Raw genomic sequence first — 23,908 nt, 5'->3', positions numbered from 1 at the left:
TGTCACGCCGGAGACTCCTTACCGTCAGTGGCAGGACTGCCGTAAGGCCTCGATTTCCTGCCATGGGCGAGGCACACTGGCGGCATGCTGAAGAATGTGGCCGCCGTCCTGCTGGACGGTGCGCATCCCTTCGAACTCGGTGTGATCTGCGAGGTCTTCGGTATCGACCGGAGCGACGAGGGCCTGCCGGGGTACGACTTCGCGGTGGTCTCCGCGGAGGGCCCCACGCTGGGCACCCACGTCGGCGGGCTGACCGTCTCCACGCCGTACGGTCTGGAGCGGCTGGAGGAGGCCGACCTGATCGCGGTGCCGGCGGGCAGCGACTTCGTCCGCCGGGAGTACCCGCCCGACCTGCTGGACGCCCTGCGCAGGGCGACGGACCGGGGCACACGCGTGCTGAGCGTGTGCTCCGGCGTCTTCGTGCTGGGCGCCGCCGGTCTGCTGGACGGGCGGCGGTGCGCGGTGCACTGGCACCACGCGGCCGAGCTGAGCCGGCAGTACCCGCGGGCCGAGGTCGCGCCGGACGTGCTCTACGTCGACGAGGACCCGGTGATCACCTCGGCCGGGACAGCCGCCGGCATCGACGCCTGTCTGCACATCGTGCGCAAGGAGCAGGGGACCGAGGTCGCCAACCGGATCGCCCGGCGCATGGTGGTGCCGCCGCACCGGGACGGCGGGCAGGCGCAGTACATCGAACGGCCGCTGCCGCGCTCCTCCTGCGACACCGTCGGCGAGGTGCTGGCCTGGATGGAGCAGCACCTCGACGAGGAGGTCACGGTCGAGCAGCTGGCGGTCCGGGCGCACATGTCCCCGCGCACCTTCGCCCGCCGCTTCCAGCAGGAGACGGGGACGACCCCCTACCGCTGGATCCTGCGCCAGCGCGTACTGCTGGCCCAGCGGCTGCTGGAAGCGACGGACGAGACGATGGACACGATCGCCTGGCGCGCCGGCTTCGGCACGGCGGCGGCCCTGAGGCACCAGTTCACCAGGGCCCTGGGCACCACCCCGCAGGCCTACCGGCGCACCTTCCGGGGCCCGGATGCCGCCGCCTGAGCCGTCGGGGCCGTCACCGCGCCACGGGCCTGACCAGCAGGTCGTGCGGGCGCAGCGTGATGCCGACCCGGACCGCGTCGTTCGATCCCGCCACCTGTTCGAAGCGGTACTTCGTGGCGAGCGCGGCCGTGATCAGCGTGAGCTGGGCCATCGAGAAGTGGTCACTGGGGCACTTCCGCTTGCCCGCGCTGAACGGCTTCATGGCGTATTTCGGCACATTCGCCGCACGTTCCGGGAGCCACCGGTCGGGGTCGAACTCCAGGTTGTCGTCGTACGACTTCGGATCGCGCTGGATTGCGTACGGACTGTAGATGATGTCCGCACCGGCCGGAATGCGATAGCCACCGAGTTCGCTCTCGGCCACCGCGCGCCGCGTCAATACCCATACGGCGGGACGCAAACGCATGGCCTCCACGATGACATTGCCGGTGTGCCTGAGCTTCCGGACGTCCCCGAATGCCACGGGGCGTCCGCCGGTGACCGCTTCGACTTCGTCGCGTATGCGGTCGGCATGTTCCGGATGGTCGGCAAGTGCCTGGAGCAACCACATGATCGTGGACGCGATGGTTTCACTGCCCGGGGTGAGTATCGCGACCACCTGGTCGTGGATCTCCTGTTCCCCGATCGGGTCGCCATTGTCGTCCTTCGCCTCCAGCAATGCCGTGAGCAAATCGTCCGGCTTTTGACCGGATGCGCGGCGTTCGGCGATGATCTCGTCGACCAGCAGGTGCAGATCGGCCAAAGCGTCGTTGAATCGGCGGTTGGCCGGAAGCGGCAGCCGGTACAGCGGTCCGAGCGGGACCACCATGCGCCGGTACATGCCCCGGAAGACGGTGGCGAGCGCGACGCACAGCCGCTCGGCCCGCTCGTCCATGTACTGCCCGCGCAGCAGGCAGCGGGCCGCGACACGCACGGCGACCCGGAAGGACTCGGAGGTGGCGTCGACGGTCTTCCCCGGCTGCCACCGCTCGGTGAGCGCGTGCGCCTCCTCCTCCATGATCGGTCCGTAGGCGGGGATGGCGTCGAGCCGGAACGCCGGCTGGATGGTGCGCCGCTGGCGGCGGTGGAGCGGGCCGTTGGCGGTCGCCACGCCCTCCTTGCCGAGCAGGCCCTCCAGCGACTCCCACAGCGGACCGGCTATGTGGTAGTCGGGATTCAGGGCGAGGGCGCCGGTCAGCTCGGGGTTGGTGACCGCGTAGACGGTCTTCGGGCCGAGCTTGATCCGCACGATGTCGCCGTGGTCGCGCAGTTGGGACATGAAGGCCAGCGGGTCGCGGGCCAGCCGCAAGCCGTGGCCGAGCAGCGGCACGCCGCCGCCCGCGACGGGCGGCTCGCGCAGCTCCGGTGCTCCCGGTGCCGCGGGTGCGCGGGTTTCGGGGTTGACGGACTCGACGGTCATTTCTCACCTGCCGCTTCGTTGTTGACGTACGGGGGCGTGGACCGGTCGTCCCAGCTGTCGACCATGTACCGGCCGGACTCGTGGTGGAACCAGTAGACGGAACTGAACCAGTTCCGCATATTGCCGACGTTGGCCCGTACGGCGCCGCTCAGTTCCTTTCCGCGTACGGTTCCGTCGGCGAGTTCGTCGGCGAACCGTAAGGCGTCCTGCTCCACGGCGAGGAATTCAGTGATGCATTCCTCGACGCGGCGCCGGACTTCTCCAATGGCTTCTTCCAGAGTGAGTGAATGGTGGGTGATGAGACTGATGCCAAGATTATGGACCTCGTCTCCCGCTATTTCCTTGGGCAACGAGCACAGGTCGTTGTACCAGGCGGCGAATTCCTGACTCAGCAGCGCCGCCCGGCGATATGCCGGGTGTTTCCGTACGGCGTCTGGGAGTTCGCAGCACGAGCTCGGCTCCAGCAGGTCGGTCCAGATCCAGTGCGCGAAGGTGAGCCGGCGCAGTTCGAGGTACTCCTCCACGCCGGGCACGATTCCGCGCGTGCGGTTGTGGAATTCACGGTCGTACGCCTCGATCACCGTGTGGAAGTGCCGGGCGAACCGGGCGTTCCACGTGGCCGGCAGGAAGGCGTAGAGCCGCCGCACACTGTCGGCGAACCCCGCCACCAGCGTGTCCTCGTGGTGCAGGTGGTCCCCGGGTGAGTCGAGTGCCGTGTGCAGCCGGCCGCGCAGTCGCCGCCAGGCGCCGGCACGGCCGTGGACGATGTCACGGTCGTGGCGGTCGTCCCAGACGAAGAACCACGCGCTGTAGTCCGCTATCGCCTGCATGACCTCGTCGGGGGCGCCCAGGTAGTACCCCGCCATGAGGTCCGTGTAGCACAGGCCATCGGCATATTCCTCGACCTTGTCCGCCGGCATGAGCCGCTTTTCGAGCAGCCAGGTCCGGGTGGTCTCCTGGAGCTTCGGCCAATACGGGTGCAGTTGCCGGGGAAATGCCGCCTCGATCACCGGGAGACGGAGCGATGGCGGTACTGCGATCGCGGTCGGTGTCGCTGTGGTGCCGTGTGGGAAAGCATGCACGAACAAACCCCTCTCAGCCGCCGGTGGCGCACCCCTCTCGCTGAGCGGGGCGTGCGCCGTTGCGTATCCCCGCACTGCCCATTCAGCACCACAACTGACCGTTCTGGGAACGGATTTGCTTCATTCACTACCCCTCGATACCCCTCGATGCCGGAATTCTCCTGGTGTGTGGCGGCTTTCCACGCACGAGCACAGACGAACGGCGCCCGCTCGGAGGAAGACCCGAACAGGCGCCGTGCGCAAGGGAGATGTGGGGCGGGTGAGGCCGTGTCAGTCGTTCGCGACCACGGGGTAGCGCGGCTCGTTCTCGGCCATCTGCCGCAGCGCGTCCTTGCGTTCGCGCTTGGAGAGCCGGTCGATGTACAGGTACCCGTACAGGTGGTCCGTCTCGTGCTGCAAACACCGAGCGAAGTACCCGGTGCCGCGCACCTTGACCGGGTTGCCCTTCTCGTCCTGCCCGGTCACCTCGGCGTAGTCGGGGCGGGCGAGCGGGGCGTAGGCGGTCGGCACGGACAGGCAGCCCTCGTTGCTGTCGTCCAGGCGGCGGCGGTCGGCCGGCAGCTCGACGAGCCTCGGGTTGCAGACCACGCCGACGTGGCGGACGCCCTCGTCGTCGGGGCAGTCGTAGACGAAGACCTTCTTGGAGACGCCGATCTGGTTGGCGGCCAGGCCCACTCCCTCGGCGGTGCGCTGGCTGGCGAACATGTCGGCCACCAGCTGCTGGAACTCCGCGCCGAAGTCGGTGACGTCCTCGCACTCCTTGTGCAGCACCGGATTGCCGACCACCGTGATCGGACGCGAGGTGCCGCGCCCGCGCCAGTCGGCCTCACGCTCCTCGCAGTCCTGGCTGTCGACGACGAACCCGTCGTCGTCCACGGGGAGCACGCCCGGGTGCTGCTGATCGGTGTCCTGCTGGGCCATGACCGACGTATGCCTTCCTGGATGAAACCGGGGGTGATGCTTGATACAGGGTACGGGGGGAGCGCCCCCGAAAGGGGCGCGGCCAGTGTCGATGTGCGGCTCCGCCGCGTGGGCGCGACCAGCCACGACGCAGCCGCACTCGAAAGAAAACCTCAGCAGACCTCTTCCAGGTCCCGCCAGTCACGCGAGTCCGGACTGTCGGCCACCCACCCGTCCAGCAACCCCTTCACCAGCCCCGCCGGCGCGGCCACCCCGCACTCCCGCTCCGGCACCCACAGCTGCCCGTCGGTGCGGTGCCCCAGGGGCCCGGGGTGTCCCGGTTCGCTGTGGTCGTGCGGATCGAGGTGCTCGCCCTCGCCCTCGTCGGACGGCATCCGGGACTCCGAGCACATCCGGCACAGCAGCCGGACGGAGGACGACCAGTCCTCGGCGGCGAACCCGGCGTCGGCGGCCAGCTGCTCCAGGGCGTCGCGGTCGGACTCGGTGGCGGCCTCCAGGAGGACCACCCAGGTGGGCACCGGTGAGGGAGCCCACAGCTCGATCTCGTCGAAGACGGGGTAGGAGTGCCCGGCCGAGGTCGTCCGCTCCCCGTGCGGTACACCGTCGTGCAGGACGACCTCGCCCCAGCGCCGCCCCGAGGACGGCAGCGGGATGGACAGCACCTCGACGCGGGCGGGGTCGAGCCGCCGCCCCCACACCACCTCGGCCTCGCCCTCCGGGGACAGCCGTACGGCCGCGCTGCCGAGGTCCATGCCGAGCGGCTCACCCGCGTCCGTGGCACCCCCCGGGGTGCGCAGCCCGTAGGCCTGCCAGGCGCGACGGGCCAGCGGCCAGTCCTGCAGGGCGGTCGCGGCGATGCCGACGTTCCACCAGTCGGGGGCGCCGATGTCCCGGTCGAGCAGTGCGACGGCGCGCAGACCGGCGGCCCTCGCCTGCTCCCAGTCGTGCCGGAACTTGTGCAGCAGCGCCAGGTTGAACCAGGACTCCGACAGCCAGGGCTCCAGGTCGGCCGCCCGCGTCAGCAGCGCGCCCGCGTCCTCGTAGCGACCGTCGCCGATCAGCGTGAACGCGCGGTCGGTGGCCTGCCGCCAAGAGGCGGAGGGCCGGTGCCGTGCCTTGCCGAAGATCCTCACGATTCCCGCCTGCCAGTTCCGTTCTGTGGGCTGGCTGTGCCTTTTCGCGCCCCCGGACACCCTCTCCTGGGCATCAAACCACGTACGGCTGTAGAGGCGCTCATTACCCATGGGTTACCCAGCCGCGGGCTCGGTAAGGCTGCCTCGGGAAAGGACCCGGGCCAGGGCTTCCACCACCTCGGGAGAGTAGTCGCCCGCGGTGGCCAGGCGCAGCTCCTCCAGCGCCGTCAAGGCGCCGCCGGGACCCGCGTCCCGCGCCTTCTCCTCGTAGGCGTTCACGACGCGTACGATCCGCGCGGCGACCGGCTGCTCCCGGCAGGGATCGGCCTGCCGCTCCACCACCACCGCGACCGCCGCGTCGACGCCGGTCTGGCGGACGACGGCTCCGCCGAGCAGCGCGATCCGCCGCTGTTCGGTGACGGGCAGGCCGGCGGTGGCACCCGACGGGACCGGATCGACCAGGCTCAGCTGGCCGATGTCGTGCATGAGGGCCGCGTACTCCAGCACGGTCAGCTCGGCCCCCGACAGCCCCAGGTCCCGGCCGACGGCCACCCCGAGTCCGGCGACGCGGCGGGCGTGCCCGGCCGGGGTGTATCCGGCGATCTCGGTGGCGCGGGCCAGGGAGGCGATGGTCTGCCGGTAGGTGGCCCGGACGGCCGCGTACCGACGGTAGGACAGCTGGGCGAGCAGCAGGGGGACCGAGAAGACGGGCAGCGCCCACAGCCCCGCGACGCCGACCGCGAGCGCCATCACCGCGCCGGTCGCGCACACCGCGGAGGTGATCCCGACCATGCCGCGCAGCTCTTCGCGCAGCAGTGGCCCGAAGGGCCAGCCGGTGCGCGCGTGCGCGGGCGCCGCGGCGAGCACCGCGTCGCACAGCGTGGTCAGGGCGAGCAGCCCGAGCAGCAGCAGCGCGTAGGCGGGGCCGCTCCAGTCGTCGAGGACGCCCTGGTTGGACAGCGGCCGGAAGCACACGGCGGCGAAACCGACGGTGAGCACGCGCCGCGCCAGGTGGTCGAGGACGGGTCCGCTGCCGCGCGCGACGTAGGGCACGCTGCCGAGCAGCGAGGCGGCGAGCACGACGGTGACGGTCTGGGCCACACCGTGGTGCGCGGGCTGCCCGGCGACGTCTCCGAGCAGCGCGTACGCCAGCGCGCCCGCGGCTCCGAGCGGGGCGGCCTCCCGGGCCTCGGCACCGGTCCGGCGGGTCAGCTCGCCGAGGACGACCAGCCCGCCGAAGGCCAGGGCGACGGGCCGCTGTGCGGGGCCGGACCCCAGCACGGTGGCGAGACATCCGAGCGCGAGGAGCCCGGCACAGCCGGGTACGAGGAGAACGGCCGCCGGCGGCGGGGACTGGACCGACGGCTGCGAGGGCGTCATGGCGCTCCCCTGCCGACGCTGTCCCGCGCGCCCTCGCCCCGGCCCGGTGCCGGTCCGGCTCCGGCGGGGAGGGCGAGCGGGCCGTCCGCCGTCACGGACGGGCGCCAGCCGTGGCGGCCGAGGGCCCGGACCAGTGCCCGCACCATCCGCGGGTCGAACTGTCCACCGGCACACCGCTGGAGCTCCGCCAGCGCCGTCGCGACGGGCCGGGCCCTGCTGTAGGAGCGCGTGGACGTCATCGCGTCGAAGGCGTCGGCGACGGCCACCACCCGGGCGGACTCGGGGATCCGGTCGCCGGCCAGCCCGTAGGGATAGCCGCTGCCGTCCAGCCGTTCGTGGTGGTGGAGGACGGCGGCGCGGGCCTCCCCCAGGAAGCGGATGCCGCGCACCATCTCGTGCCCGTACTCGGGGTGCAGTTCGATCACCCGCCGCTCCTCGGGCGTCAGCGGACCGTCCTTGCGCAGCAGCCGGGTGGGCACGCCGAGCTTGCCCACGTCGTGCAGGATCCCGGCGAAGCGGAGGGTCTCGACGCGCTCGTCGTCCATGCCCAGCTCGCGGGCGATCATCATGGAGGCCTGGCCGACGCGTTCGCTGTGGCCGCGCGTGTAGCCGTCCTTGATGTCGACGGCCTGCACCAGGGCGCGGATGGTCGCCTGGTGCGCGGCCCGCTCACGGTGGTACTGGGCGAAGGCCCACCACGCGACGCACATCGGCAGCAGCACGAGCAGCGCGGCCACCGGACCGTACGGGCTGCGCCACAGGACGGCCATCATCAGCCCGGCGAGCCCGTGCACGGCGATCGGCGCGAGCGACCGGGAGAGCAGTCCCCGCCAGGCCCGGCTCGGCGGCACGTGGTCGGCGAGGGTGAGGATCCCGCCGTCCAGCACGGTGAGGACCAGGCAGAAGGCGAGTACGGCCGCCCCGGCCGGCACGAGGGCGTACGGGAAGGCGGGCTCGACGACCGCGTCCCGGCCCCCGAGCCGCCAGTGGACACAGGCCGCCGCCCACACGGCGAGGGTCAGCTGCGCGGCCCGCCACACGCGCCGCAGACCGAAGGGGCGGCGCGGTACCGGGGACAGCAGGGCTCCCGGCAGCGCCACGAACGCGGCGGCGGGCGGCGGCAGCAGGAAGGCGCCGGCGAGCAGGACGGGGTAGCAGGTCCCGACGAAGCGGGACCGCGCGACCAGTTCGGACCCCGCGTACAGCCCCGCCAGGAGCAGCACCGCCCACCAGGGCGCGTGCACCGCGGGCAGCGGCCGCAGGCAGAGCAGCGCGGTGAGGGCGACGACGGCCACGTACACGCGTGCCCGCGCCGGTACCGCGTCCATGAGCCCCTCCCCCGGCCACGCCTGTCAGGCTCCGGAGCCTAGGGCGCAGCGGGGAGGCCGCGGGCAGATAACCCGCGGATTAGCACGTACGAGTGACTTCTGAACGAGTCGGGACGCTCGGGCCGGCTCAGGACTCCTGCGGAGCCGACGACGGTGCGGCCGCGACGTCGTGTTCGGGCACGGACTGCCCGGACCGGATCAGGTCCAGCCGTCCCATGACCTTGGCCCGCAGGTCACCCGGCACGTCGTCCTGTCCGCAGCACCGCTTGACCAGCTTCTTCACGGCCTGCTCCAGCCCGTACTTCTCCAGGCAGGGCGAGCACTCCTCGAAGTGGTGCTCGAACTTCACGCAGTCCGAGTCGGGCATCTCTTTGTCGAGAAACTCGTAGAGATGATCGAGGATTTCGCTGCAATCCGTCTCGTGCGGCTCTCCGCAGCTCATGACCCCGAGCCTTTCGCTTCGTTCGACTCTCCGGCGCCGGCGGGGACCAGACCGCGGTCGCGGGCGTAGTCCTCCAGCATGCCGCGCAGCTGACGGCGTCCACGGTGCAGCCGGGACATCACCGTACCGATGGGTGTCCCCATGATGTCCGCGATCTCCTTGTAGGCAAAGCCCTCGACGTCCGCCAGATACACGGCGATACGGAATTCCTCGGGGATCGCCTGGAGCGCCTGCTTCACGTCCGAGTCGGGCAGGTGGTCGAGCGCCTGCGACTCCGCGGAGCGCAGACCCGTCGACATGTGCGACTCGGCACGGGCGAGCTGCCAGTCCTCGATCTCCTCGGCCGCGCTGCGCTGGGGTTCGCGCTGCTTCTTGCGGTACGAGTTGATGAAGGTGTTGGTGAGGATGCGGTACAGCCACGCCTTGAGGTTGGTGCCCTCGCGGAACTGGTGGAAGGACGCGTACGCCTTGGCGTAGGTCTCCTGCACCAGGTCCTCGGCGTCGGCCGGATTACGTGTCATGCGCAGCGCGGCCGAGTACATCTGGTCGAGGAACTCCAGCGCGTCCCGCTCGAAGCGCGCACTGCGCTCCGCGGTCGACTCCGCGCTCGTACCCCGGCCCTCGGGCTGCTCCGCCTGGCCGTGTTCGGTCCCTGCGTCGGTCCCAGTGACCGGACCCACCTCCTCCAGTGTTGTCGTGAAACCGAGAGCGGTCTCACTCGAATCGGAGGATAGACGACCTGCGGTCGGGGACGCGTGCCGATCCGGTCCGCCCGCCGCCCGAACAGGGGCGGTCTTGGCAGCGTGCAGCACGGTCCAGTCCAGGTCGGCGCGGCTGCTGCGACTCGGGCAGAAGGCTGAACCCATGCGGCGGACTTCCTCTCGTACGGCGTCGGTGCTGATTCTCAGCAACGTACGACCCGCACAACAGTCGCCGCCTCCCGGTCATTCCCGCGCGTTCAGCCGAGTGAGCCGGTCCACTTCAGGACACCGTCGGTGATCAGCTCCAGCGCCTCCTCCTGCCTGATCTCCGCCCGTTTGGGCACGGCGAAGCCGTGGTCGCCGTACGGCACCTCGATCAGGTCGTAGGTCCCCTCGGGCGCCTCGGGGAACTCCGGCGGCCTGCCGAAGGGGTCGTTGCCGCCCTGGACGACGAGGGTGGGCACCCCGGCCCCGAGCAGTTCGTCGGCGCGGGACTTCTCCGGCCTGCCCGGCGGGTGCAGCGGGAAGCTGAGGGCGAGGACGGCGTGGGCACCCAGTTCACCGGCGGTGCGGCAGGCGACGCGGGCTCCGGCGCTGCGGCCGCCCGAGATCACCGGCAGGCCGGGCGCGGCGAGCGCGGGCCAGAGGCCCCGCCAGCCGGTGTCCAGGGTCTTCGGCGCGGGCGCCAGCTTCCTGCCCGCCACCCGCCAGGGCTGCTCGACGAGGGCGACGCTCACCCCGTGGGCGGGCAGTGCGGCCGCCAGCGCCTTCAGGTCACGCGCCTCGATGCCGCCGCCGGCGCCGTGGCTCACGGCGAGGACGAGCCGGGGCCGCTTCGCCCGGTGCCAGGTGATGCGGGCGGGGCCCGCATCCGTCTCGACCGTCTCTGTCACAACCTCTGTCGCATCCGTCACGTCAGAAGAGTGTGCCCTCTTCCGGTGCCTCCAGCTCCTTGAGCAGCTCCGGTCCGTTGTTGCGGACGTTGCTCACGGCCGTGGAGACGGGGAAGGCCCGCATCAGCCCGGGGGGCGGGGGCGCCAGCAGGGAGGTCAGCTCGTCGGGGTCGGTGCGCGCCGGGTCGAGCCAGTCGTCCCAGCGGTCGGGCGTCAGCATCAGGGGCATCCGGGGGTGGATGTCGGCCAGCGCGTGCGGGCCGTCGGCCGGGGCGACCGCCAGCGGCTCGGCCTCCGCCTCGGTGGTGATCACCGAGCACGTCACCCACCAGGCCTGCGGGTGGTCGTCGGGGAGCGTCTTGTCCCGCCAGAACTCGTAGAGCCCGGCCATGGCGAACACGGAGCCGTCGGCGGGGGTCACGAAGTACGGCTGCTTGCGCGGCCGCTTCTTGCGCCCCTCGACCTCCAGGTCCCGCTCCTGTGTGCCGGTGACCCACTCGTAGTAGCCGTCGGCGGGCAGGATGCAGCGCCGGGTGCTGAAGGCACGGCGGTAGGAGGGCTTCTCGTGGACGGTCTCCGCGCGGGCGTTGATCATCCGGGCGCCGCCCTCGGGCGTCTTGGACCAGGAGGGGACGAGGCCCCACTTCAGCTTCCGCAGCTGGCGAACCGGCTTCGGGTCCTCGACGTCTTTCAGGGGACGGTCCAGGACGGCGTAGACCTCCTTGGTGGGGGCCACGTTGTAGTCGGGTTCCAAGCTCTCCTTGGGCTCCCACTTCTCGATGTCAAAGATTCCCGCGAGATCCTCGGGTCGACGACTCGCCGCATACCGTCCGCACATACGTGCCACACTGCCAGACCCCGCGCACGAACGAGGAGCCCTCACCGAACATGGACCACCTCGCGACGGCCTCGCTCACCTCCCTGTGGGACGAGGTCTCCGGCACCCAGCCCGATCCCGACCTGTGGGTGGTGGTCGCGACCCTGGTGGCCGCGCTCGCCGTCGTCGCGACGCGCGGGTCCTGGCGGATAGCGCGCAACGCGATCACCATCGCCCACGAGGGCGGCCACGGCCTGGTGGCCCTGCTGACCGGCCGCACCCTGACCGGGATCACCCTGCACTCGGACACCAGCGGTCTGACGGTGAGCCGGGGCAAGCCGCACGGTGTCGGCATGATCCTCACCGCGGTCGCCGGTTACACCGCTCCCCCGCTGCTCGGCCTCGGCGGCGCCGCGCTGCTGGCCGCGGGGCGCATCACCCTGCTGCTGTGGCTGGCGACGGCCCTGCTCGTGGCCCTGCTGGTGATGGTCCGCAACGCGTACGGGGTACTGACGGTGGTGGTCACCGGCGCCACGTTCGTCCTGGTGTCGTGGCTGGCCGGGCCCCAGGTGCAGGCGGCGTTCGCGTACGCGGCGGTGTGGTTCCTGCTGCTCGGCGGGGTGCGCCCGGCCTTCGAGCTCCAGGCCAAGCGGTCCCGGGGCGGTGCGGGCGACTCGGACGCCGACCAGCTGGCACGGTTGACGCACGCGCCGGCGGCAGTGTGGTTCTTCCTCTTCCACGCGGTGTCGCTGTGCTCGCTGATCGGCGGGGCGCGCTGGCTGCTGGAGCTGTGAGACGCCGGGTGGAGTCCGCACGCTCCGCATATATGCACGGCAAGTGCACTGTTGCGTTTTCGGTCAGGTTTCGGCGCTTTTGATCAAGATCTCCGATCGTCCTCAGCCATTAAAGTGGGCCCCATGACCGTGAACCCCGCGCACACCGCCCTCTGGCCCGCCCCGCACGCGAGCGGAGCCGTCGACGCGACCGTCCACGTGCCCGGGTCCAAGTCGGTCACCAACCGCGCCCTGGTGCTGGCCGCCCTCGCCTCCGAGCCCGGCTGGCTGCGCCGCCCGCTGCGCTCCCGCGACACCCTGCTGATGGCCGAGGCGCTGCGCACGATGGGCGTCGAGATCGAGGAGGGCGTCGGCCCCGAGGGCACCGGCGAGTTCTGGCGGGTCATCCCGGCCGGTCTGCGCGGCCCGGCCACGGTCGACGTCGGCAACGCCGGCACGGTCATGCGCTTCCTGCCGCCGGTCGCCACGCTGGCCGACGGCGCCGTCCGTTTCGACGGCGACCCGCGGTCGTACGAGCGTCCGCTGCACGGCGTGATCGACGCGCTGCGCGTCCTGGGCGCCCGGGTCGACGACGACGGGCGCGGCGCGCTGCCGCTGACCGTGCACGGCGGCGGGGCCCTGGAGGGCGGCCCGGTCGAGATCGACGCGTCCTCGTCCTCGCAGTTCGTCAGCGCCCTGTTGCTGTCCGGACCGCGCTTCAACCAGGGCGTCGAGGTGCGCCACACCGGTTCCGCGCTGCCCTCCATGCCGCACATCCGCATGACGGTCGACATGCTGCGCGCGGTCGGCGCCCAGGTCGACACCCCCGAGTCCGGCGGCGAGCCGAACGTGTGGCGGGTCACGCCGGGCGCGCTGCTCGGCCGGGACCTGACCATCGAGCCGGACCTGTCGAACGCGCAGCCGTTCCTGGCGGCGGCGCTGGTGACCGGCGGCAAGGTGGTGATCCCCGACTGGCCGTCCCGCACCACCCAGCCCGGCGACCGGCTGCGCGAGATCTTCACCGACATGGGTGGTTCCTGCGAACTGACGGACTTCGGGCTCGTGTTCACCGGATCGGGTGCGATCCACGGCATCGACGTCGACCTGAGCGAGGTCGGCGAGCTGACCCCGGGGATCGCGGCCGTCGCCGCCCTGGCGGACTCCCCCTCGACCCTGCGCGGAGTGGCCCATCTGCGGCTGCACGAGACGGACCGGCTGGCCGCGCTCACCAAGGAGATCAACGAACTCGGCGGTGACGTCACCGAGACCGCCGACGGTCTGCACATCCGCCCGCGCCGTCTGCACGGCGGCGTCTTCCACACCTACGAGGACCACCGCATGGCCACCGCCGGCGCGGTCCTCGGCCTCGCGGTGGAGGGCGTGCAGATCGAGAACGTGGCGACGACCGCCAAGACCCTGCCCGACTTCCCCGACCTGTGGACCGGGATGCTCGGGGCGTAGGGACGGATCGCCATGCGCCGCTACGGCAAGCACACCGACGAGGACGACATCCGCTCCCGCCCCAACCGCAAGGGCAACCGGCCGCGCACCCACATCCGGCCCAAGCACGAGGACGCCGCCGAGGGCCTGGTCCTCACCGTGGACCGCGGGCGGCTGACCTGCCTCGTCGACGACCGGATCGTCATGGCGATGAAGGCGCGCGAACTGGGCCGCAAGGCGGCGATCGTCGGTGACCGGGTGGCCCTGGTCGGCGACCTCACCGGCAAGAAGGACACGCTCGCGCGCATCGTCCGTATCGAGGAGCGCACCTCGGTCCTGCGCCGCACGGCCGACGACGACGACCCCTACGAGCGGGTGGTCGTCGCCAACGCCGACCAGCTCGCCGTCGTCACCGCTCTCGCCGACCCCGAGCCGCGCCCCCGCCTCATCGACCGCTGCCTGGTGGCGGCGTTCGACGGCGGCCTCACCCCGCTGCTGGTGATGACCAAGTCGGACCTGGCACCGCCGGACGAACTCCTGGAGCTGTACGGCGCCTTGGACATCCCGTACGTCGTCACCAGCCGGGAGGAGCTGGAGAACGGCGCCGCCGCCGACCTGGTGCGCGAGCATCTGGACGGGAAGATCACGGCCTTCGTCGGCCACTCCGGCGTCGGCAAGACGACGCTGGTCAACACCCTGGTGCCCGAGGACCGCCGCCGGGTGACGGGTCATGTCAACGCGGTGACGGGCCGCGGCCGGCACACCACGACCTCGGCCCTCGCCCTGCCGCTGTCCTCCGCGGGGGGCGGCTGGGTCGTCGACACCCCGGGCGTACGGTCGTTCGGGCTGGCGCACATCGACCCGTCCCGGGTGATCAACGCCTTCCCCGACCTGGTGCCCGGCACCGAGGGCTGTCCGCGGGCGTGCAGCCACGACGAGCCCGACTGCGCGCTGGACGCCTGGGTCGCCGAGGGGCACGCCGACCCGGCCCGGCTGTACTCGCTGCGCCGGCTGCTGTCGACGCGGGAGCGCAAGGAAGGCGACTGACCATCGCGTTGTTTGGCGTGCCGTGCAGCCGGTAAGTGCATAATCGCACCAAGCCGGAACCAAGCCTGAGCAAAGCCGGATCACGTCGTTGCCGTACGAAGTCGTTGTCGTGCGAAGTCGTTGTCGTACGAGGCCACTGACCGGCGTCGACACAGCGGTCGCGGTAGGGACCACGGGAGGACAAGACATGGCGTGGCTGCTGGTCATAGTGGCCGGAGTGCTCGAAACCGGCTTCGCCGTCTGTCTGAAGCTGTCGCACGGCTTCACCCGGCTCTGGCCCACCATCGCCTTCTGCGCCTTCGCGCTGGGCAGTTTCGGCCTGCTGACGATGTCTCTGAAGAAGCTCGACGTCGGCCCCGCGTACGCGGTGTGGACCGGTATCGGCGCGGCGGGCACCGCCATCTACGGCATGATCTTCCTCGGCGACCTGGTCTCGACCCTGAAGATCGTCTCGATCAGCTTCGTCATCATCGGCGTGATCGGGCTGCAACTGTCGGGATCGGCGCACTAGGGGGTGTCCGGCCCGGTCGGGCCGCTACACCGTCAACCGGCGCGGCAGGGCGGTGCGCAGAAGGTCCGCCACCCCGCCCTCGGCGGGCGGCGCGGCGACGCAGGAAAGGGCGAGCCGCACGGCCAGTTCGCAGGAGCGGGCCAGTTCGGCGGCGTCCGGCGGCGGGGGCGGACCGGCGCCGCCCAGCACGGCCACGGCGCGGTCGCGGACGAGGCCCACGAAGTCGCCGGGCGAGGGCAGCGGACCGTCGGCCCGCCGCTGGGCCGGCACGGCGGAGGAGGAGGGCACCGCCGTCAGGGCCGGCGAGGGCAGCCGCTCGCTCCAGCACCCGGTGAGCATGGCCCGGACCAGCGCGTTGTCATGGGCGGCCGACATCATCCACTCGGCGGTGGCGGTGAGACGTTCGCGCGGGTCGCTGGGGCCCGCAAGGGCGCGCTCCACCCCGGCGAGGTAGCCGTCGGCCTCCCGCCGCACGAGCGCCCGGGCGAGGCCCTCCTTGCTGCCGAACTCGTTGTAGAGGGTCTGCCGGGACACCCCGGCGGAAGCCGCCACGTCCACCATGCGCACGGCGGACCACGGCCGGCGGGCCAGCGCCGTGTACGCGGCATCGAGCAGGGACTCCCGGGCTGCAGGCACCCTCGCCTCCCTCGGCCGAGCGACTTGCTGCCAGATTTGACGGGCACGGGGGCACTGTCAAGGGTCCTCGCGCCGCCTTCCCGCCGCCCTGCCGTGCCCGCCACGCCCGCCAAACCCCTGGTAGCCCCGCCCCGCCCGCGACAGATAGCGTGACGGCATGCCCGATTACCTCGACGACCTCCGCCTCGCCCACGTGCTCGCCGACGCCGCCGACGCCGCGACGATGGACCGCTTCAAGGCCCTCGACCTGAAGGTCGAGACGAAGCCGGACATGACCCCGGTGAGCGAGGCGGACAAGGCCGCCGAGGAACTCATCCGCGGTCACCTCGCCCGCGCCCGCCCCCGCGACTCGGTGCAAGGCGAGGAGTTCGGCGTGACGGGCACCGGCCCCCGCCGCTGGGTCGTCGACCCGATCGACGGCACCAAGAACTACGTGCGCGGCGTCCCCGTCTGGGCGACCCTCATCGCCCTGATGGAGGCGAAGGAGGGCGGCTACCAGCCGGTCGTCGGCCTCGTCTCGGCGCCCGCCCTCGGCCGCCGCTGGTGGGCGGTGGAGGACCACGGAGCGTTCACCGGCCGCAGCCTGACCTCCGCCCACCGGCTCCACGTCTCCCAGGTCTCCACGCTCTCCGACGCCTCCTTCGCGTACTCCTCGCTGAGCGGCTGGGAGGAGCAGGGCCGCCTCGACGGCTTCCTCGACCTGACCCGCGAGGTGTGGCGCACGCGCGCGTACGGCGACTTCTGGCCGTACATGATGGTCGCCGAGGGCTCGGTGGACATCTGCGCCGAACCGGAGCTCTCCCTCTGGGACATGGCCGCGAACGCGATCATCGTCACGGAGGCCGGCGGCGCCTTCACCGGCCTCGACGGCCGCCCCGGCCCGCACAGTGGCAACGCGGCGGCGTCGAACGGCCGGCTCCACGACGAGCTGCTCGGATATCTCAACCAGCGCTACTGAGCGCCCGCCGACTCACCCTCCGCGCCCCCTTGTTGACCCGTGCTTTACCTGCCACTCTGAGAGTTCCCCCACTTGTGAACTTGTGAATCCATGAACTAACTCATGGATCACCGGCAGGAGGTGGCTCCACCCATGCTCGTCCGCGAAGTCATGAGCACGGTCGTCCTCACCATCGGTCCCGCCCACACACTCCGCCAGGCCGCCGCCCTGATGTCCGCACGCCACGTCGGCGCGGCGGTGGTGTACGACCCCGACGCCGGCGGCATCGGGATCCTCACCGAACGCGACGTACTCGTCTCCGTGGGCCGGGGCCAGGACCCGGACACCGAGCGCACCCACGGCCACACCACCACCGACGTCGTCTTCGCCGCCCCGACCTGGACCGTGGAGGAGGCGGCGGGCGCGATGGCGCACGGCGGTTTCCGCCACCTCATCGTCCTGGACGGCGGCGAGCCCGTCGGGATCGTCTCGGTGCGCGACATCATCCGCCGCTGGGCACCGGCGCGCTCCCCGCACAACACCCCGGTGGTGACCGCCTGACGGACCGAGCGAGGTGCGGGCCCGCGCAGTGCGCCGGTCCGCACAAGCCATGTCTGTTGGCCAATGCCGCCCAGGTTCCTACAATGGACAGTGTCTAAGTCGAGCAGAACTCCAAAATCACACCCATTCGGGACCTGGTCCCCCTTGCTGTTAGGCTGATGTGTATGAGTGACCTTTTGGAACGGCTGCGCGGGCGCGGCTGGCGCATGACCGCGCAGCGGCGCGTCGTGGCCGAGGTCCTCGACGGCGAACACGTCCACCTGACGGCCGACGAGGTGCACTCCCGGGCCGTGGACAAGCTCCCCGAGATCTCCCGGGCGACGGTCTACAACACCTTGGGCGAGCTGGTCTCGCTCGGCGAGGTGCTGGAGGTCGCGACGGACAAGCGCGCCAAGCGCTACGACCCGAACGCTCACCGGCCGCACCACCACCTGGTCTGCGCACGGTGCGGCGCGATCCGCGACGTGCACCCGACCGGCAACCCGCTGGCCGACCTCCCCGACTCGGAGCGCTTCGGCTTCACGGTGTCGGACGTCGAGGTGACGTACCGCGGCACCTGCCCGAACTGCGCGGCGGCGTGAGCAGGGATTTGCCTCTCCTCTCCATGTTGACGTAGTGTTCCATTCATCGACGCGGGGTGGAGCAGCTCGGTAGCTCGCTGGGCTCATAACCCAGAGGTCGCAGGTTCAAATCCTGTCCCCGCTACTGAAGGCCTAGGGCCGGAATCCAATGGATTCCGGCCCTAGGTGCGTTCCGAGCCGTAGCTGCGGGCAGTCGTGCCGCTGGGGCGGCACGGGTGGGCGGTGGGGGTACCTCCCGCTCGAGCGAAGCCGAGAGTGGGGGAGGCACCCCGCCGACGCCGGGCTGCGCACCCCACCCCCGGCCCACTTCAGTGCCGCCCACTTTCAAAGGCGCCCAAGCTCAGCGCAGCGTCATGCGTCACGCCGACAGCTCCTGCCGCAACGCGTCCCGCAGCCGGGCCGCCCGCTCCCCCACCTCCCGCGGCCCCAGCGACACCGCCAGGTCCGCCCACCGCTGCCCCTCCGCCAGCTCCCCCCGCCGGGCACACACCAGCGCCAGTCGCAGCGCCGCCCGCCCGTGCCCGGCGTCGGCCGCCCTGCGCCACCACACGACTGCCTCGGGCTCGCTCCCCTCTCGCGCCAGCAGCAGCCCCAGGTTGAACGCACCGTTGCGGGACCCGGCCTCGGCCGCCTCGCGGTACCACCGCGCGGCCTCCACCACGTCGCCCCGTGCCGCGGCGAGCATCCCGACCCGCACCTGCGCGCGCCGGTGGCCCTGGGAGGCCGCCCGCTCGTACCACTCCTCGCACTCGGACTTGTCCTGCGCGGGCTCACCCAGCTCGTGCGCGGGCGCCGGTGGCCGACGCGCGTCCAGCACCGTCGCCAGCCGGTACGCGGCCTCCGCGCTGCCGCCCCCGGCCGCACATCGCAGGAACCGCTCCGCCTCGCGCTCGTCCCCGCCGCGCAGCCGGGCCATCCCGACCTGGAGCGCAGCCTCGGTGTGCCCGGCGGCGGCGGCCCGCTCGTACCAGCGCAGCGCCGCCCGCTCCTCGCTCCGACCGGCGTGCAGGATCCCCAGGTTGAAGGCGGCGTCGACGCTGCCGGCCTCGGCGGCCTTGGAGAACCACGGCTCGGCGCCGCTCTCGTCCCCGGCCCGCAGCAGCAGGATGGCCAGCGCGTTGGAGGCCTCCCGGTGCCCGGCGTACGCGGCCCTGCGGTACCACTGCTCGGCCTGCGTGGTGCGCCCCTGCTCGGCGCAGAGCAGCCCTAGGTTGTACGCGCCGTTGTCGTCGCCCGCGTCCATCGCGGCCCGGTACCAGCGCTCCGCGGTCTGGGTCTCACCGCGCTCGGCGTGCAGCGCGCCCAGGGCGTTGGCGGCGTTGCCGTCGCCGTCCTGGGCGGCGCGCAGCCACCACACGGCGGCGCTCTCGGTGTCCCCGGCGTCCCGCAGCAGGAAGCCGAGCGCGCAGGCGGCGCGGGCCTCGCCGTCCTTGGCGGACGTGAGGTACCAGCGGCCCGCCTCCTTGAGCTCGCCGCGCTTCTCCAGGATCGTCCCCAGGTGCAGCGCGCCCCGCCGGTGACCGCGTGCGGCGGCCTGCCGGTACCACTGCTCGGCCTCGTCGGCCGCGCGTGCGGCGGCCTTGTCGTCGCCGTCCTGCCCGGCCCGCCGGTCCAGCCTCCGCGCCAGCCGGTACGCCGCTTCCCGGTGCCCGCGCTCGGCCGCGGCCCGCATCCACCGCTCGGACCCGGTGTCGTCGCCGCGGTGCTCGAGCAGGTCGGCGAGCGCGTAGGCGCCCAGTACGTGCCCCTGTTCCGCGGACTGGCACAGCCAGTACTCGGCGGCGGGCTCGTCTCCGCGTTCGCGGAAGTGCCGGCCGAGCGCGTGCGCGGCGGCGGCGGATCCGGCGACGGCGGCGATGCGCCACCAGCCGGCGGCCTCGTCGGCGTATCCGCGCTGGTGCAGCAGGACGCCCAGATTGTTGGCGGCGGCCCGGTCGCCGGCCGCGGTGGCGGCACGCAGGTGCGACTCGGCTCCGTCGAAGTCGCCACGGCGCAGCAGCATCGCGCCGAGCACGCTCATCGCCTCGACGTCACCACCGTCCACGGCGAGTCGCAGACGCACTTCCTCGGCGGCCTCGTCGGCGGCTTCCTGAGCCTCGTCCGCGGCCTCATCCTGACCGGACGGCTGCGCAAAACGCCCTGTCCCGAACAGATTTGCCATGTCCCCCATAACGTTCATCGTCGCACCACCCGCAACCTCGGTACATCCGGTATACCGCAGTCAGTGAGGTCACTTCAGCGTTTTGTCGACATGCCCACAGGGAGACAAGTCAAACACAGATCGGCCCAACTCCCCCTGGCGGCGCGGCCGTCGCGTTCACCGGTACATGCGTTCGCACATCACGAAGGCCCGGATTCCTTGTGGGAATCCGGGCCTTCGTGGTCGCTTGCACACAGCTCGCGACTTCAGTAGCGGGGACAGGATTTGAACCTGCGACCTCTGGGTTATGAGCCCAGCGAGCTACCGAGCTGCTCCACCCCGCGCCGTTGTGTTCACAACCCTAGCACGGCGCGGGATGGGCTTTGACCAGCTGGAACAACCGGCCCGACACGACCGGACGGTCAGCCGGTGTCCGCTCCGCCACCGGCATCGCCGGTGGGTGTCGCGTCCGGACCGGCCTTGTCGTCCCCGGCCTTGTCCCCACTGTTCTTGTCACCGGCGTTCTTGTCGTCGCCGTTCTTGCCGCCGGCTCCCTGGTCGGCCTTGGCCTGTGCGTCCTCGGCCCGCTGGAGTGCCTCCTCGAGGTCCTTCTGCGCCTCGGCGTACGCGGCCAAGTCCTTCTGCTCCAGGGCCTTCTGCCCGGCGTCGAAGGCCTTCTGCGCATCGCTCAGCGCTTCCCGGACCGTGGGGTTGGTGGACGTCGGCGGCGGCTCGGTCGTGTCGTCGCCCTCGTCCGGTGGCTGCTCGGTCTCGGCGGCCTGCGCTCCGAAGACCTTGTTGAGGGCCGCGTCGAGCGTGTTCTCGAAGGCGGTGTTGCCCCCGTAGCTCACCAGGACCTTGCGCAGCAACGGGTACTTGAGGTCGCCACCGCGCACGTAGACGGGCTCGACGTACAGCAGTCCGCCGTCCAGCGGCACCGTCAGCAGGTTGCCGTACTCCACCTCCGAGTCGCCGCCTCTCAGCAGCCTGATGGACTCGGCGATGTCCTGTTCGGAGTTGAACTGGCTCTGTACCTGTTTGGGTCCGTCGACGGTCGTGCTCGTCGGCAGTTTCAGAATTCTGATCTTGCCGTAGTCACTGGTACCCGCCTCGGCGTCGACCGCCATGAACGCGCTGAGGTTGTCACGCCCGTTGGGTGTGAACGTCGTCGTCAGCGAGAACGCCTGGGCCTTCTGGTCGGGCATCTTCATGCTCAGGTAGTACGGCGGCACCGCGTCGCCCGACTTGTTGGTCGGGTCGTCCGGGACCTGCCAGACCTCGCTGCCGCTCAGGAACGTGTTGGCGTCCTTCACGTGGTAGCGCGTGAGCAGCTCGCGCTGGACCTTGAACAGGTCCTGCGGATAGCGCAGGTGCGCCATCAGCTCCTTGGAGATCTCACTCTTGTCCTGCACCGTGCCCGGGAACGCCTTCTTCCAGGTCTTCAGGACCGGGTCCTTGGTGTCCCACTCGTACAGCTTCACGTCACCGCTGTACGCGTCGACGGTCGCTTTCACGGAGTTGCGGATGTAGTTGACCTGGTTCTGCTGGGCCACCACCGCGCGCGAGTTGTTGTTGGCGGTGAGCGAGTCCGCGGTGGTGTCGCCGAGCGTGGTACGGGAGGCGTACGGATAGCCGTTCGTCGTCGTGTAGGCGTCGACGATCCACTGGATACGGCCGTCCACCACCGCCGGATAGGCGTCGCCGTCGATGGTCAGCCACGGCGCGACCGCCTCGACGCGCTCCTTGGGCGTGCGGTTGTAAAGGATCCGGGAACCCTCGCCGATCGCGCCGGAGTAGAGGATCTGCGGCTCGCTGAACGCGGCCGCGTACGCCGCCCGGTTGATCGGGTTGGACAGGTCGACGCCGCCGTCGCCCTTGTAGCTGAACGTCTTCTCCCCGGTGTCGTCGGAGTAGTCGATCTCCTTCTGGGGACCGCCGACGATCGAGTAGGTGGTGGTCTTCTCGCCGTAGTAGATCCGCTGCTCGTACTTTCCGAGGTCGCCCTCGGACGGCAGGTTGGACTCGGTGAAGACCGGGCGTCCCTCGGAGTCGACCTGGGTGCCCTTCGCCGCGACCACGCCGTAGCCGTGGGTGTAGCGGAAGTGGTTGTTGATCCAGTTCTTCTTCGGGATGCCCGCCAGGTTCAGCTCGCGCAGGCCGATGACCGTGTCCTGGTCCTTGCCGTCCTTGGCGTAGCGGTCGACGTCCAGGTTGGTCGGGAACGCGTAGTAGTTACGCATCTGCTGGAGCTGCTGGAACGTCGGCGAGATGATGTTCGGGTCCATGATCCGGACGGAGGCCGCGGCGTCCGCGTCGTCACGGAGCTTGGTCTTGTCCTTGGTCTCGCTCTTGCCCGGGTACTCGGCGACCTGGGTGCCCTCGATGCCGTACGCGTCGCGCGTGGCCGCGAGGTTCTTCTCGACGTACGGCGCCTCCTTGGCCTGCTCGTTCGGCTGGACCTGGAACTTCTGGACCAGCGCCGGGTACAGGCCGCCGATGAGGATCGCGGACAGCACCATCAGGCCGAAGCCGATCACGGGCAGCTGCCAGGTGCGCCGCCACAGGGTGGCGAAGAACAGCAGGGCGCAGATGACCGCGATGCAGAACAGGATCGTCTTGGCCGGCAGGTAGGCGTTGGCGTCGACGTACCTGAGGCCCGTCCAGTTGTCGGTCGCCTTGAAGTCGCTGGACTTCACCGCGAGGCCGTACCGGTCGAGCCAGTAGGCGACCGCCTTGAGAGCGACGAAGACTCCGATGAGCACCGAGAGGTGCCCGGTGGCCGCGGCCGTGGCGCGCGCGCCCGGGCTGGTGACGCGGAGTCCGCCGTACAGGTAGTGGGTGAGCGCGGCGGCGATCACCGAGATGATCACGGCTGCGAAGCCGAAGCCGAGCAGGAACCGGTACCAGGGCAGGTCGAAGGCGTAGAAGGAGACGTCCAGTTTGAACTGGGGGTCCTTCTGCCCGAAGGGCACGCCGTTGACCCACATCAGCCAGGTCCGCCACTGGCCGGACGCCGAGGCGCCGGCGATCAGGCCGACCAGGGCGGTGATGCCGAGCAGCAGCCACTTCTTGTAAGGGGCGATGCCCATCCGGTACCGGTCGAGGTTCTGCTGCTCCATCGACATGGCGCTCAGCGGCGGGCGCAGGCGGTGGGCCAACCAGATGTTGAACCCGACGGCGAGCGCCATCAGCAGGCCGAAGACGAAGAAGAGCCCGATCTTGGTCCACAGGGTCGTCGTGAACACCGACGAGTAGTGGACCGACCTGTACCAGAGCCAGTCCGTCCAGAATCCCGCGAACATGGTGAACGCCATGGCAAGCACGGCCAGGACACCAAGTGTCAGCAGCAGGGTTCGGACACGCCGGGACGGGCGGCCCACTCTGATCCGCGGCCCCGTCGGGGGGCCTCCGCCGCGGTCCGGCATCTGGAAAGCCAAGGTGCGCACCTCGAAGTTCGCTGTTGATCCGTCAGGCCCTCGGGTTCGCGGGCCCCCCGTGCGCCCCCGTGATCGCGGGCCCACACTTATGCAACTTACTCATCGTTTACTCGGTTCCCGATTCCGGCCATGAACGAGGCAGGATTGTGACCATGTCCAACACCCCCATGGCAGCGAGCCCCCTCACCCGGGCCGTACTCGAGATCGACGAGTACGTCTCCGGCCTCGGCTGGGACCAGCCCGCACGCCTCTTTGCACTTGTCGACACCGCCCGGCTGCGGGCCGACCAGCCCTCGCTCGCGGACCGGCTCGGTCTGCAGGAGGAGCCGGAGACCTCCGGCCTCACCCCGATCGAGCAGGACGAAATTCCAACGGACCAGGCGCTCGACGAGTTCCTGGGCACCATCGCCTGGCCCGACGCCGTGGTCGGCTGCGCGCTCGCCGTGGAGCGCCTGATGCTGCCGCCCTCGGCCGAGGCCCAGGTGCCTTCGGGCCTCAACGAGAAGAAGCTCGCGCAGTGGGTGGCGGAGCACCCGGACCGTCAGGAGGTCCGCATGACGGTCGCGGTCCTGCGTGACGGCAGTCGTGACTCGGCCCTGCGGCTGCGGGAGAAGGACGCGGCCACGGAGGTCCTCACGGGTTCCGACCTGGTGCCGGGTCTGGCCGCGGCGCTGACGGCGACCTTCGAGGAGTAGT

22 protein-coding genes and 2 tRNA genes are annotated in these 23,908 nt (G+C 71.0%); 10 read left to right on the top strand and 14 right to left on the bottom strand.

Features of this window, described 5'->3' with window-relative positions; genetic code table 11:
• The first annotated feature begins 84 nt into the window (after window positions 1-84).
• Window positions 85-1,053 (top strand): GlxA family transcriptional regulator, encoded by a 969-nt coding sequence (locus tag ACFYZ3_RS26290; protein ID WP_388522375.1) that lies wholly within the window; start codon window positions 85-87, stop codon window positions 1,051-1,053.
• Between the two features lie 13 nt (window positions 1,054-1,066).
• On the opposite strand, the gene ACFYZ3_RS26285 is transcribed toward ACFYZ3_RS26290, so the two are convergent.
• From ACFYZ3_RS26285 to ACFYZ3_RS26240, 10 genes are all read right to left on the bottom strand, one after another.
• Window positions 1,067-2,452, bottom strand: a complete 1,386-nt coding sequence (locus ACFYZ3_RS26285) for a cytochrome P450 (RefSeq protein ID WP_388522372.1) — start codon at window positions 2,450-2,452, stop codon at window positions 1,067-1,069.
• Entirely contained in the window at window positions 2,449-3,534 is a 1,086-nt protein-coding gene (gene cyc1 / locus ACFYZ3_RS26280) for an epi-isozizaene synthase (RefSeq protein WP_388522789.1), read from the bottom strand. The genes ACFYZ3_RS26285 and cyc1 overlap by 4 nt, the downstream gene beginning before the upstream one ends.
• Window positions 3,535-3,804: 270 nt before the next feature.
• Window positions 3,805-4,455: a peptide deformylase gene (gene def / locus ACFYZ3_RS26275; protein WP_388522370.1), complete on the bottom strand. Its 651-nt coding sequence runs from the start codon at window positions 4,453-4,455 to the stop codon at window positions 3,805-3,807.
• Window positions 4,456-4,607: 152 nt separating this feature from the next.
• Entirely contained in the window at window positions 4,608-5,588 is a 981-nt protein-coding gene (locus ACFYZ3_RS26270; protein ID WP_388522368.1) for a tetratricopeptide repeat protein, read from the bottom strand.
• 114 nt (window positions 5,589-5,702) lie between these two features.
• The gene (locus tag ACFYZ3_RS26265) at window positions 5,703-6,968 is read right to left on the bottom strand and encodes an HD-GYP domain-containing protein (RefSeq protein ID WP_388522366.1); all 1,266 of its coding nucleotides are present in this window, start codon (window positions 6,966-6,968) and stop codon (window positions 5,703-5,705) included.
• Window positions 6,965-8,296: an HD-GYP domain-containing protein gene (locus ACFYZ3_RS26260; protein ID WP_388522364.1), complete on the bottom strand. Its 1,332-nt coding sequence runs from the start codon at window positions 8,294-8,296 to the stop codon at window positions 6,965-6,967. Before ACFYZ3_RS26260 ends, ACFYZ3_RS26265 begins: the two co-directional genes overlap by 4 nt.
• Window positions 8,297-8,423: 127 nt before the next feature.
• On the bottom strand, window positions 8,424-8,738 hold the full coding sequence (rsrA, locus tag ACFYZ3_RS26255; RefSeq protein WP_388522361.1) for a mycothiol system anti-sigma-R factor: 315 nt from the start codon (window positions 8,736-8,738) through the stop codon (window positions 8,424-8,426).
• On the bottom strand, window positions 8,735-9,418 hold the full coding sequence (gene sigR, locus ACFYZ3_RS26250; protein WP_234955406.1) for an RNA polymerase sigma factor SigR: 684 nt from the start codon (window positions 9,416-9,418) through the stop codon (window positions 8,735-8,737). Before sigR ends, rsrA begins: the two co-directional genes overlap by 4 nt.
• Before the next feature lie 278 nt (window positions 9,419-9,696).
• Window positions 9,697-10,332 (bottom strand): alpha/beta family hydrolase, encoded by a 636-nt coding sequence (locus ACFYZ3_RS26245; protein WP_388522357.1) that lies wholly within the window; start codon window positions 10,330-10,332, stop codon window positions 9,697-9,699.
• Between the two features lie 22 nt (window positions 10,333-10,354).
• A complete protein-coding gene (locus ACFYZ3_RS26240) occupies window positions 10,355-11,170 on the bottom strand; it encodes an SOS response-associated peptidase (protein WP_388522354.1) in 816 nt (271 codons plus the stop codon).
• 50 nt (window positions 11,171-11,220) lie between these two features.
• Here ACFYZ3_RS26240 and ACFYZ3_RS26235 point away from each other — a divergent pair, with 50 nt between their 5' ends.
• From ACFYZ3_RS26235 to ACFYZ3_RS26220, 4 genes are all read left to right on the top strand, one after another.
• A complete protein-coding gene (locus ACFYZ3_RS26235; RefSeq protein ID WP_388522351.1) occupies window positions 11,221-11,943 on the top strand; it encodes a M50 family metallopeptidase in 723 nt (240 codons plus the stop codon).
• A 123-nt stretch (window positions 11,944-12,066) separates the two neighbouring features.
• Window positions 12,067-13,383: a 3-phosphoshikimate 1-carboxyvinyltransferase gene (aroA, locus tag ACFYZ3_RS26230; RefSeq protein WP_361004120.1), complete on the top strand. Its 1,317-nt coding sequence runs from the start codon at window positions 12,067-12,069 to the stop codon at window positions 13,381-13,383.
• A gap of 12 nt (window positions 13,384-13,395) precedes the next feature.
• Window positions 13,396-14,409: a ribosome small subunit-dependent GTPase A gene (gene rsgA, locus ACFYZ3_RS26225; RefSeq protein ID WP_388522347.1), complete on the top strand. Its 1,014-nt coding sequence runs from the start codon at window positions 13,396-13,398 to the stop codon at window positions 14,407-14,409.
• Window positions 14,410-14,596: 187 nt separating this feature from the next.
• Window positions 14,597-14,920, top strand: a complete 324-nt coding sequence (locus ACFYZ3_RS26220) for a multidrug efflux SMR transporter (RefSeq protein ID WP_003973762.1) — start codon at window positions 14,597-14,599, stop codon at window positions 14,918-14,920.
• 24 nt (window positions 14,921-14,944) lie between these two features.
• On the opposite strand, the gene ACFYZ3_RS26215 is transcribed toward ACFYZ3_RS26220, so the two are convergent.
• Window positions 14,945-15,556, bottom strand: coding sequence for a TetR/AcrR family transcriptional regulator (locus ACFYZ3_RS26215; protein ID WP_388522344.1), 612 nt, complete (start codon window positions 15,554-15,556; stop codon window positions 14,945-14,947).
• A gap of 157 nt (window positions 15,557-15,713) precedes the next feature.
• On the opposite strand from ACFYZ3_RS26215, the gene hisN reads away from it, so the two are divergent.
• The 4 genes from hisN (at window position 15,714) to ACFYZ3_RS26195 (ending at window position 17,759) form a co-directional block, all read left to right on the top strand.
• Entirely contained in the window at window positions 15,714-16,514 is an 801-nt protein-coding gene (gene hisN, locus ACFYZ3_RS26210) for a histidinol-phosphatase (protein WP_388522341.1), read from the top strand.
• Between the two features lie 132 nt (window positions 16,515-16,646).
• Window positions 16,647-17,054: a cyclic nucleotide-binding/CBS domain-containing protein gene (locus tag ACFYZ3_RS26205; RefSeq protein ID WP_388522339.1), complete on the top strand. Its 408-nt coding sequence runs from the start codon at window positions 16,647-16,649 to the stop codon at window positions 17,052-17,054.
• 164 nt (window positions 17,055-17,218) lie between these two features.
• Complete coding sequence (locus ACFYZ3_RS26200) at window positions 17,219-17,635, top strand: Fur family transcriptional regulator (RefSeq protein ID WP_003973766.1); 417 nt, start codon at window positions 17,219-17,221, stop codon at window positions 17,633-17,635.
• Window positions 17,636-17,685: 50 nt separating this feature from the next.
• Window positions 17,686-17,759 (top strand) — tRNA-Met (locus ACFYZ3_RS26195).
• A gap of 234 nt (window positions 17,760-17,993) precedes the next feature.
• Here the strand turns inward: ACFYZ3_RS26195 and ACFYZ3_RS26190 are convergent.
• The 3 genes from ACFYZ3_RS26190 to ACFYZ3_RS26180 form a co-directional block, all read right to left on the bottom strand.
• Window positions 17,994-19,805 carry a sel1 repeat family protein gene (locus ACFYZ3_RS26190; protein ID WP_388522336.1) on the bottom strand — a complete coding sequence of 604 codons (1,812 nt, stop codon included), beginning with the start codon at window positions 19,803-19,805 and terminating at the stop codon, window positions 17,994-17,996.
• 240 nt (window positions 19,806-20,045) lie between these two features.
• Window positions 20,046-20,119, bottom strand: a tRNA-Met gene (locus ACFYZ3_RS26185).
• Window positions 20,120-20,197: 78 nt separating this feature from the next.
• The gene (locus tag ACFYZ3_RS26180) at window positions 20,198-23,200 is read right to left on the bottom strand and encodes a UPF0182 family protein (protein WP_388522786.1); all 3,003 of its coding nucleotides are present in this window, start codon (window positions 23,198-23,200) and stop codon (window positions 20,198-20,200) included.
• A gap of 164 nt (window positions 23,201-23,364) precedes the next feature.
• On the opposite strand from ACFYZ3_RS26180, the gene ACFYZ3_RS26175 reads away from it, so the two are divergent.
• Window positions 23,365-23,907 carry a PPA1309 family protein gene (locus ACFYZ3_RS26175; protein ID WP_361004101.1) on the top strand — a complete coding sequence of 181 codons (543 nt, stop codon included), beginning with the start codon at window positions 23,365-23,367 and terminating at the stop codon, window positions 23,905-23,907.
• The last annotated feature ends 1 nt before the right edge of the window (window position 23,908 follow it).

It is taken from the genome of Streptomyces sp. NPDC001599 (assembly GCF_042893535.1).
In the GTDB taxonomy this organism is placed as follows: domain Bacteria; phylum Actinomycetota; class Actinomycetes; order Streptomycetales; family Streptomycetaceae; genus Streptomyces.
The sequence above is the reverse complement of the archived record's forward strand: the minus strand, read 5'-3'. Positions and strand labels throughout refer to the sequence as shown.

Excerpts from the sequence above, each read along its gene's own strand:
- ACFYZ3_RS26190 (WP_388522336.1), bottom strand. The coding sequence starts at position 19,805 with ATGGGGGACATGGCAAATCTGTTCGGGACAGGGCGTTTTGCGCAGCCG.
- ACFYZ3_RS26180 (WP_388522786.1), bottom strand. The coding sequence starts at position 23,200 with ATGCCGGACCGCGGCGGAGGCCCCCCGACGGGGCCGCGGATCAGAGTG.
- ACFYZ3_RS26265 (WP_388522366.1), bottom strand. The coding sequence starts at position 6,968 with ATGACGCCCTCGCAGCCGTCGGTCCAGTCCCCGCCGCCGGCGGCCGTT.
- def (WP_388522370.1), bottom strand. The coding sequence starts at position 4,455 with ATGGCCCAGCAGGACACCGATCAGCAGCACCCGGGCGTGCTCCCCGTG.
- ACFYZ3_RS26260 (WP_388522364.1), bottom strand. The coding sequence starts at position 8,296 with ATGGACGCGGTACCGGCGCGGGCACGCGTGTACGTGGCCGTCGTCGCC.
- ACFYZ3_RS26205 (WP_388522339.1), top strand. The coding sequence starts at position 16,647 with ATGCTCGTCCGCGAAGTCATGAGCACGGTCGTCCTCACCATCGGTCCC.
- rsgA (WP_388522347.1), top strand. The coding sequence starts at position 13,396 with ATGCGCCGCTACGGCAAGCACACCGACGAGGACGACATCCGCTCCCGC.
- ACFYZ3_RS26200 (WP_003973766.1), top strand. The coding sequence starts at position 17,219 with ATGAGTGACCTTTTGGAACGGCTGCGCGGGCGCGGCTGGCGCATGACC.
- ACFYZ3_RS26175 (WP_361004101.1), top strand. The coding sequence starts at position 23,365 with ATGTCCAACACCCCCATGGCAGCGAGCCCCCTCACCCGGGCCGTACTC.
- ACFYZ3_RS26290 (WP_388522375.1), top strand. The coding sequence starts at position 85 with ATGCTGAAGAATGTGGCCGCCGTCCTGCTGGACGGTGCGCATCCCTTC.
- hisN (WP_388522341.1), top strand. The coding sequence starts at position 15,714 with ATGCCCGATTACCTCGACGACCTCCGCCTCGCCCACGTGCTCGCCGAC.
- ACFYZ3_RS26235 (WP_388522351.1), top strand. The coding sequence starts at position 11,221 with ATGGACCACCTCGCGACGGCCTCGCTCACCTCCCTGTGGGACGAGGTC.
- ACFYZ3_RS26285 (WP_388522372.1), bottom strand. The coding sequence starts at position 2,452 with ATGACCGTCGAGTCCGTCAACCCCGAAACCCGCGCACCCGCGGCACCG.
- ACFYZ3_RS26240 (WP_388522354.1), bottom strand. The coding sequence starts at position 11,170 with ATGTGCGGACGGTATGCGGCGAGTCGTCGACCCGAGGATCTCGCGGGA.
- ACFYZ3_RS26220 (WP_003973762.1), top strand. The coding sequence starts at position 14,597 with ATGGCGTGGCTGCTGGTCATAGTGGCCGGAGTGCTCGAAACCGGCTTC.
- rsrA (WP_388522361.1), bottom strand. The coding sequence starts at position 8,738 with ATGAGCTGCGGAGAGCCGCACGAGACGGATTGCAGCGAAATCCTCGAT.
- aroA (WP_361004120.1), top strand. The coding sequence starts at position 12,067 with ATGACCGTGAACCCCGCGCACACCGCCCTCTGGCCCGCCCCGCACGCG.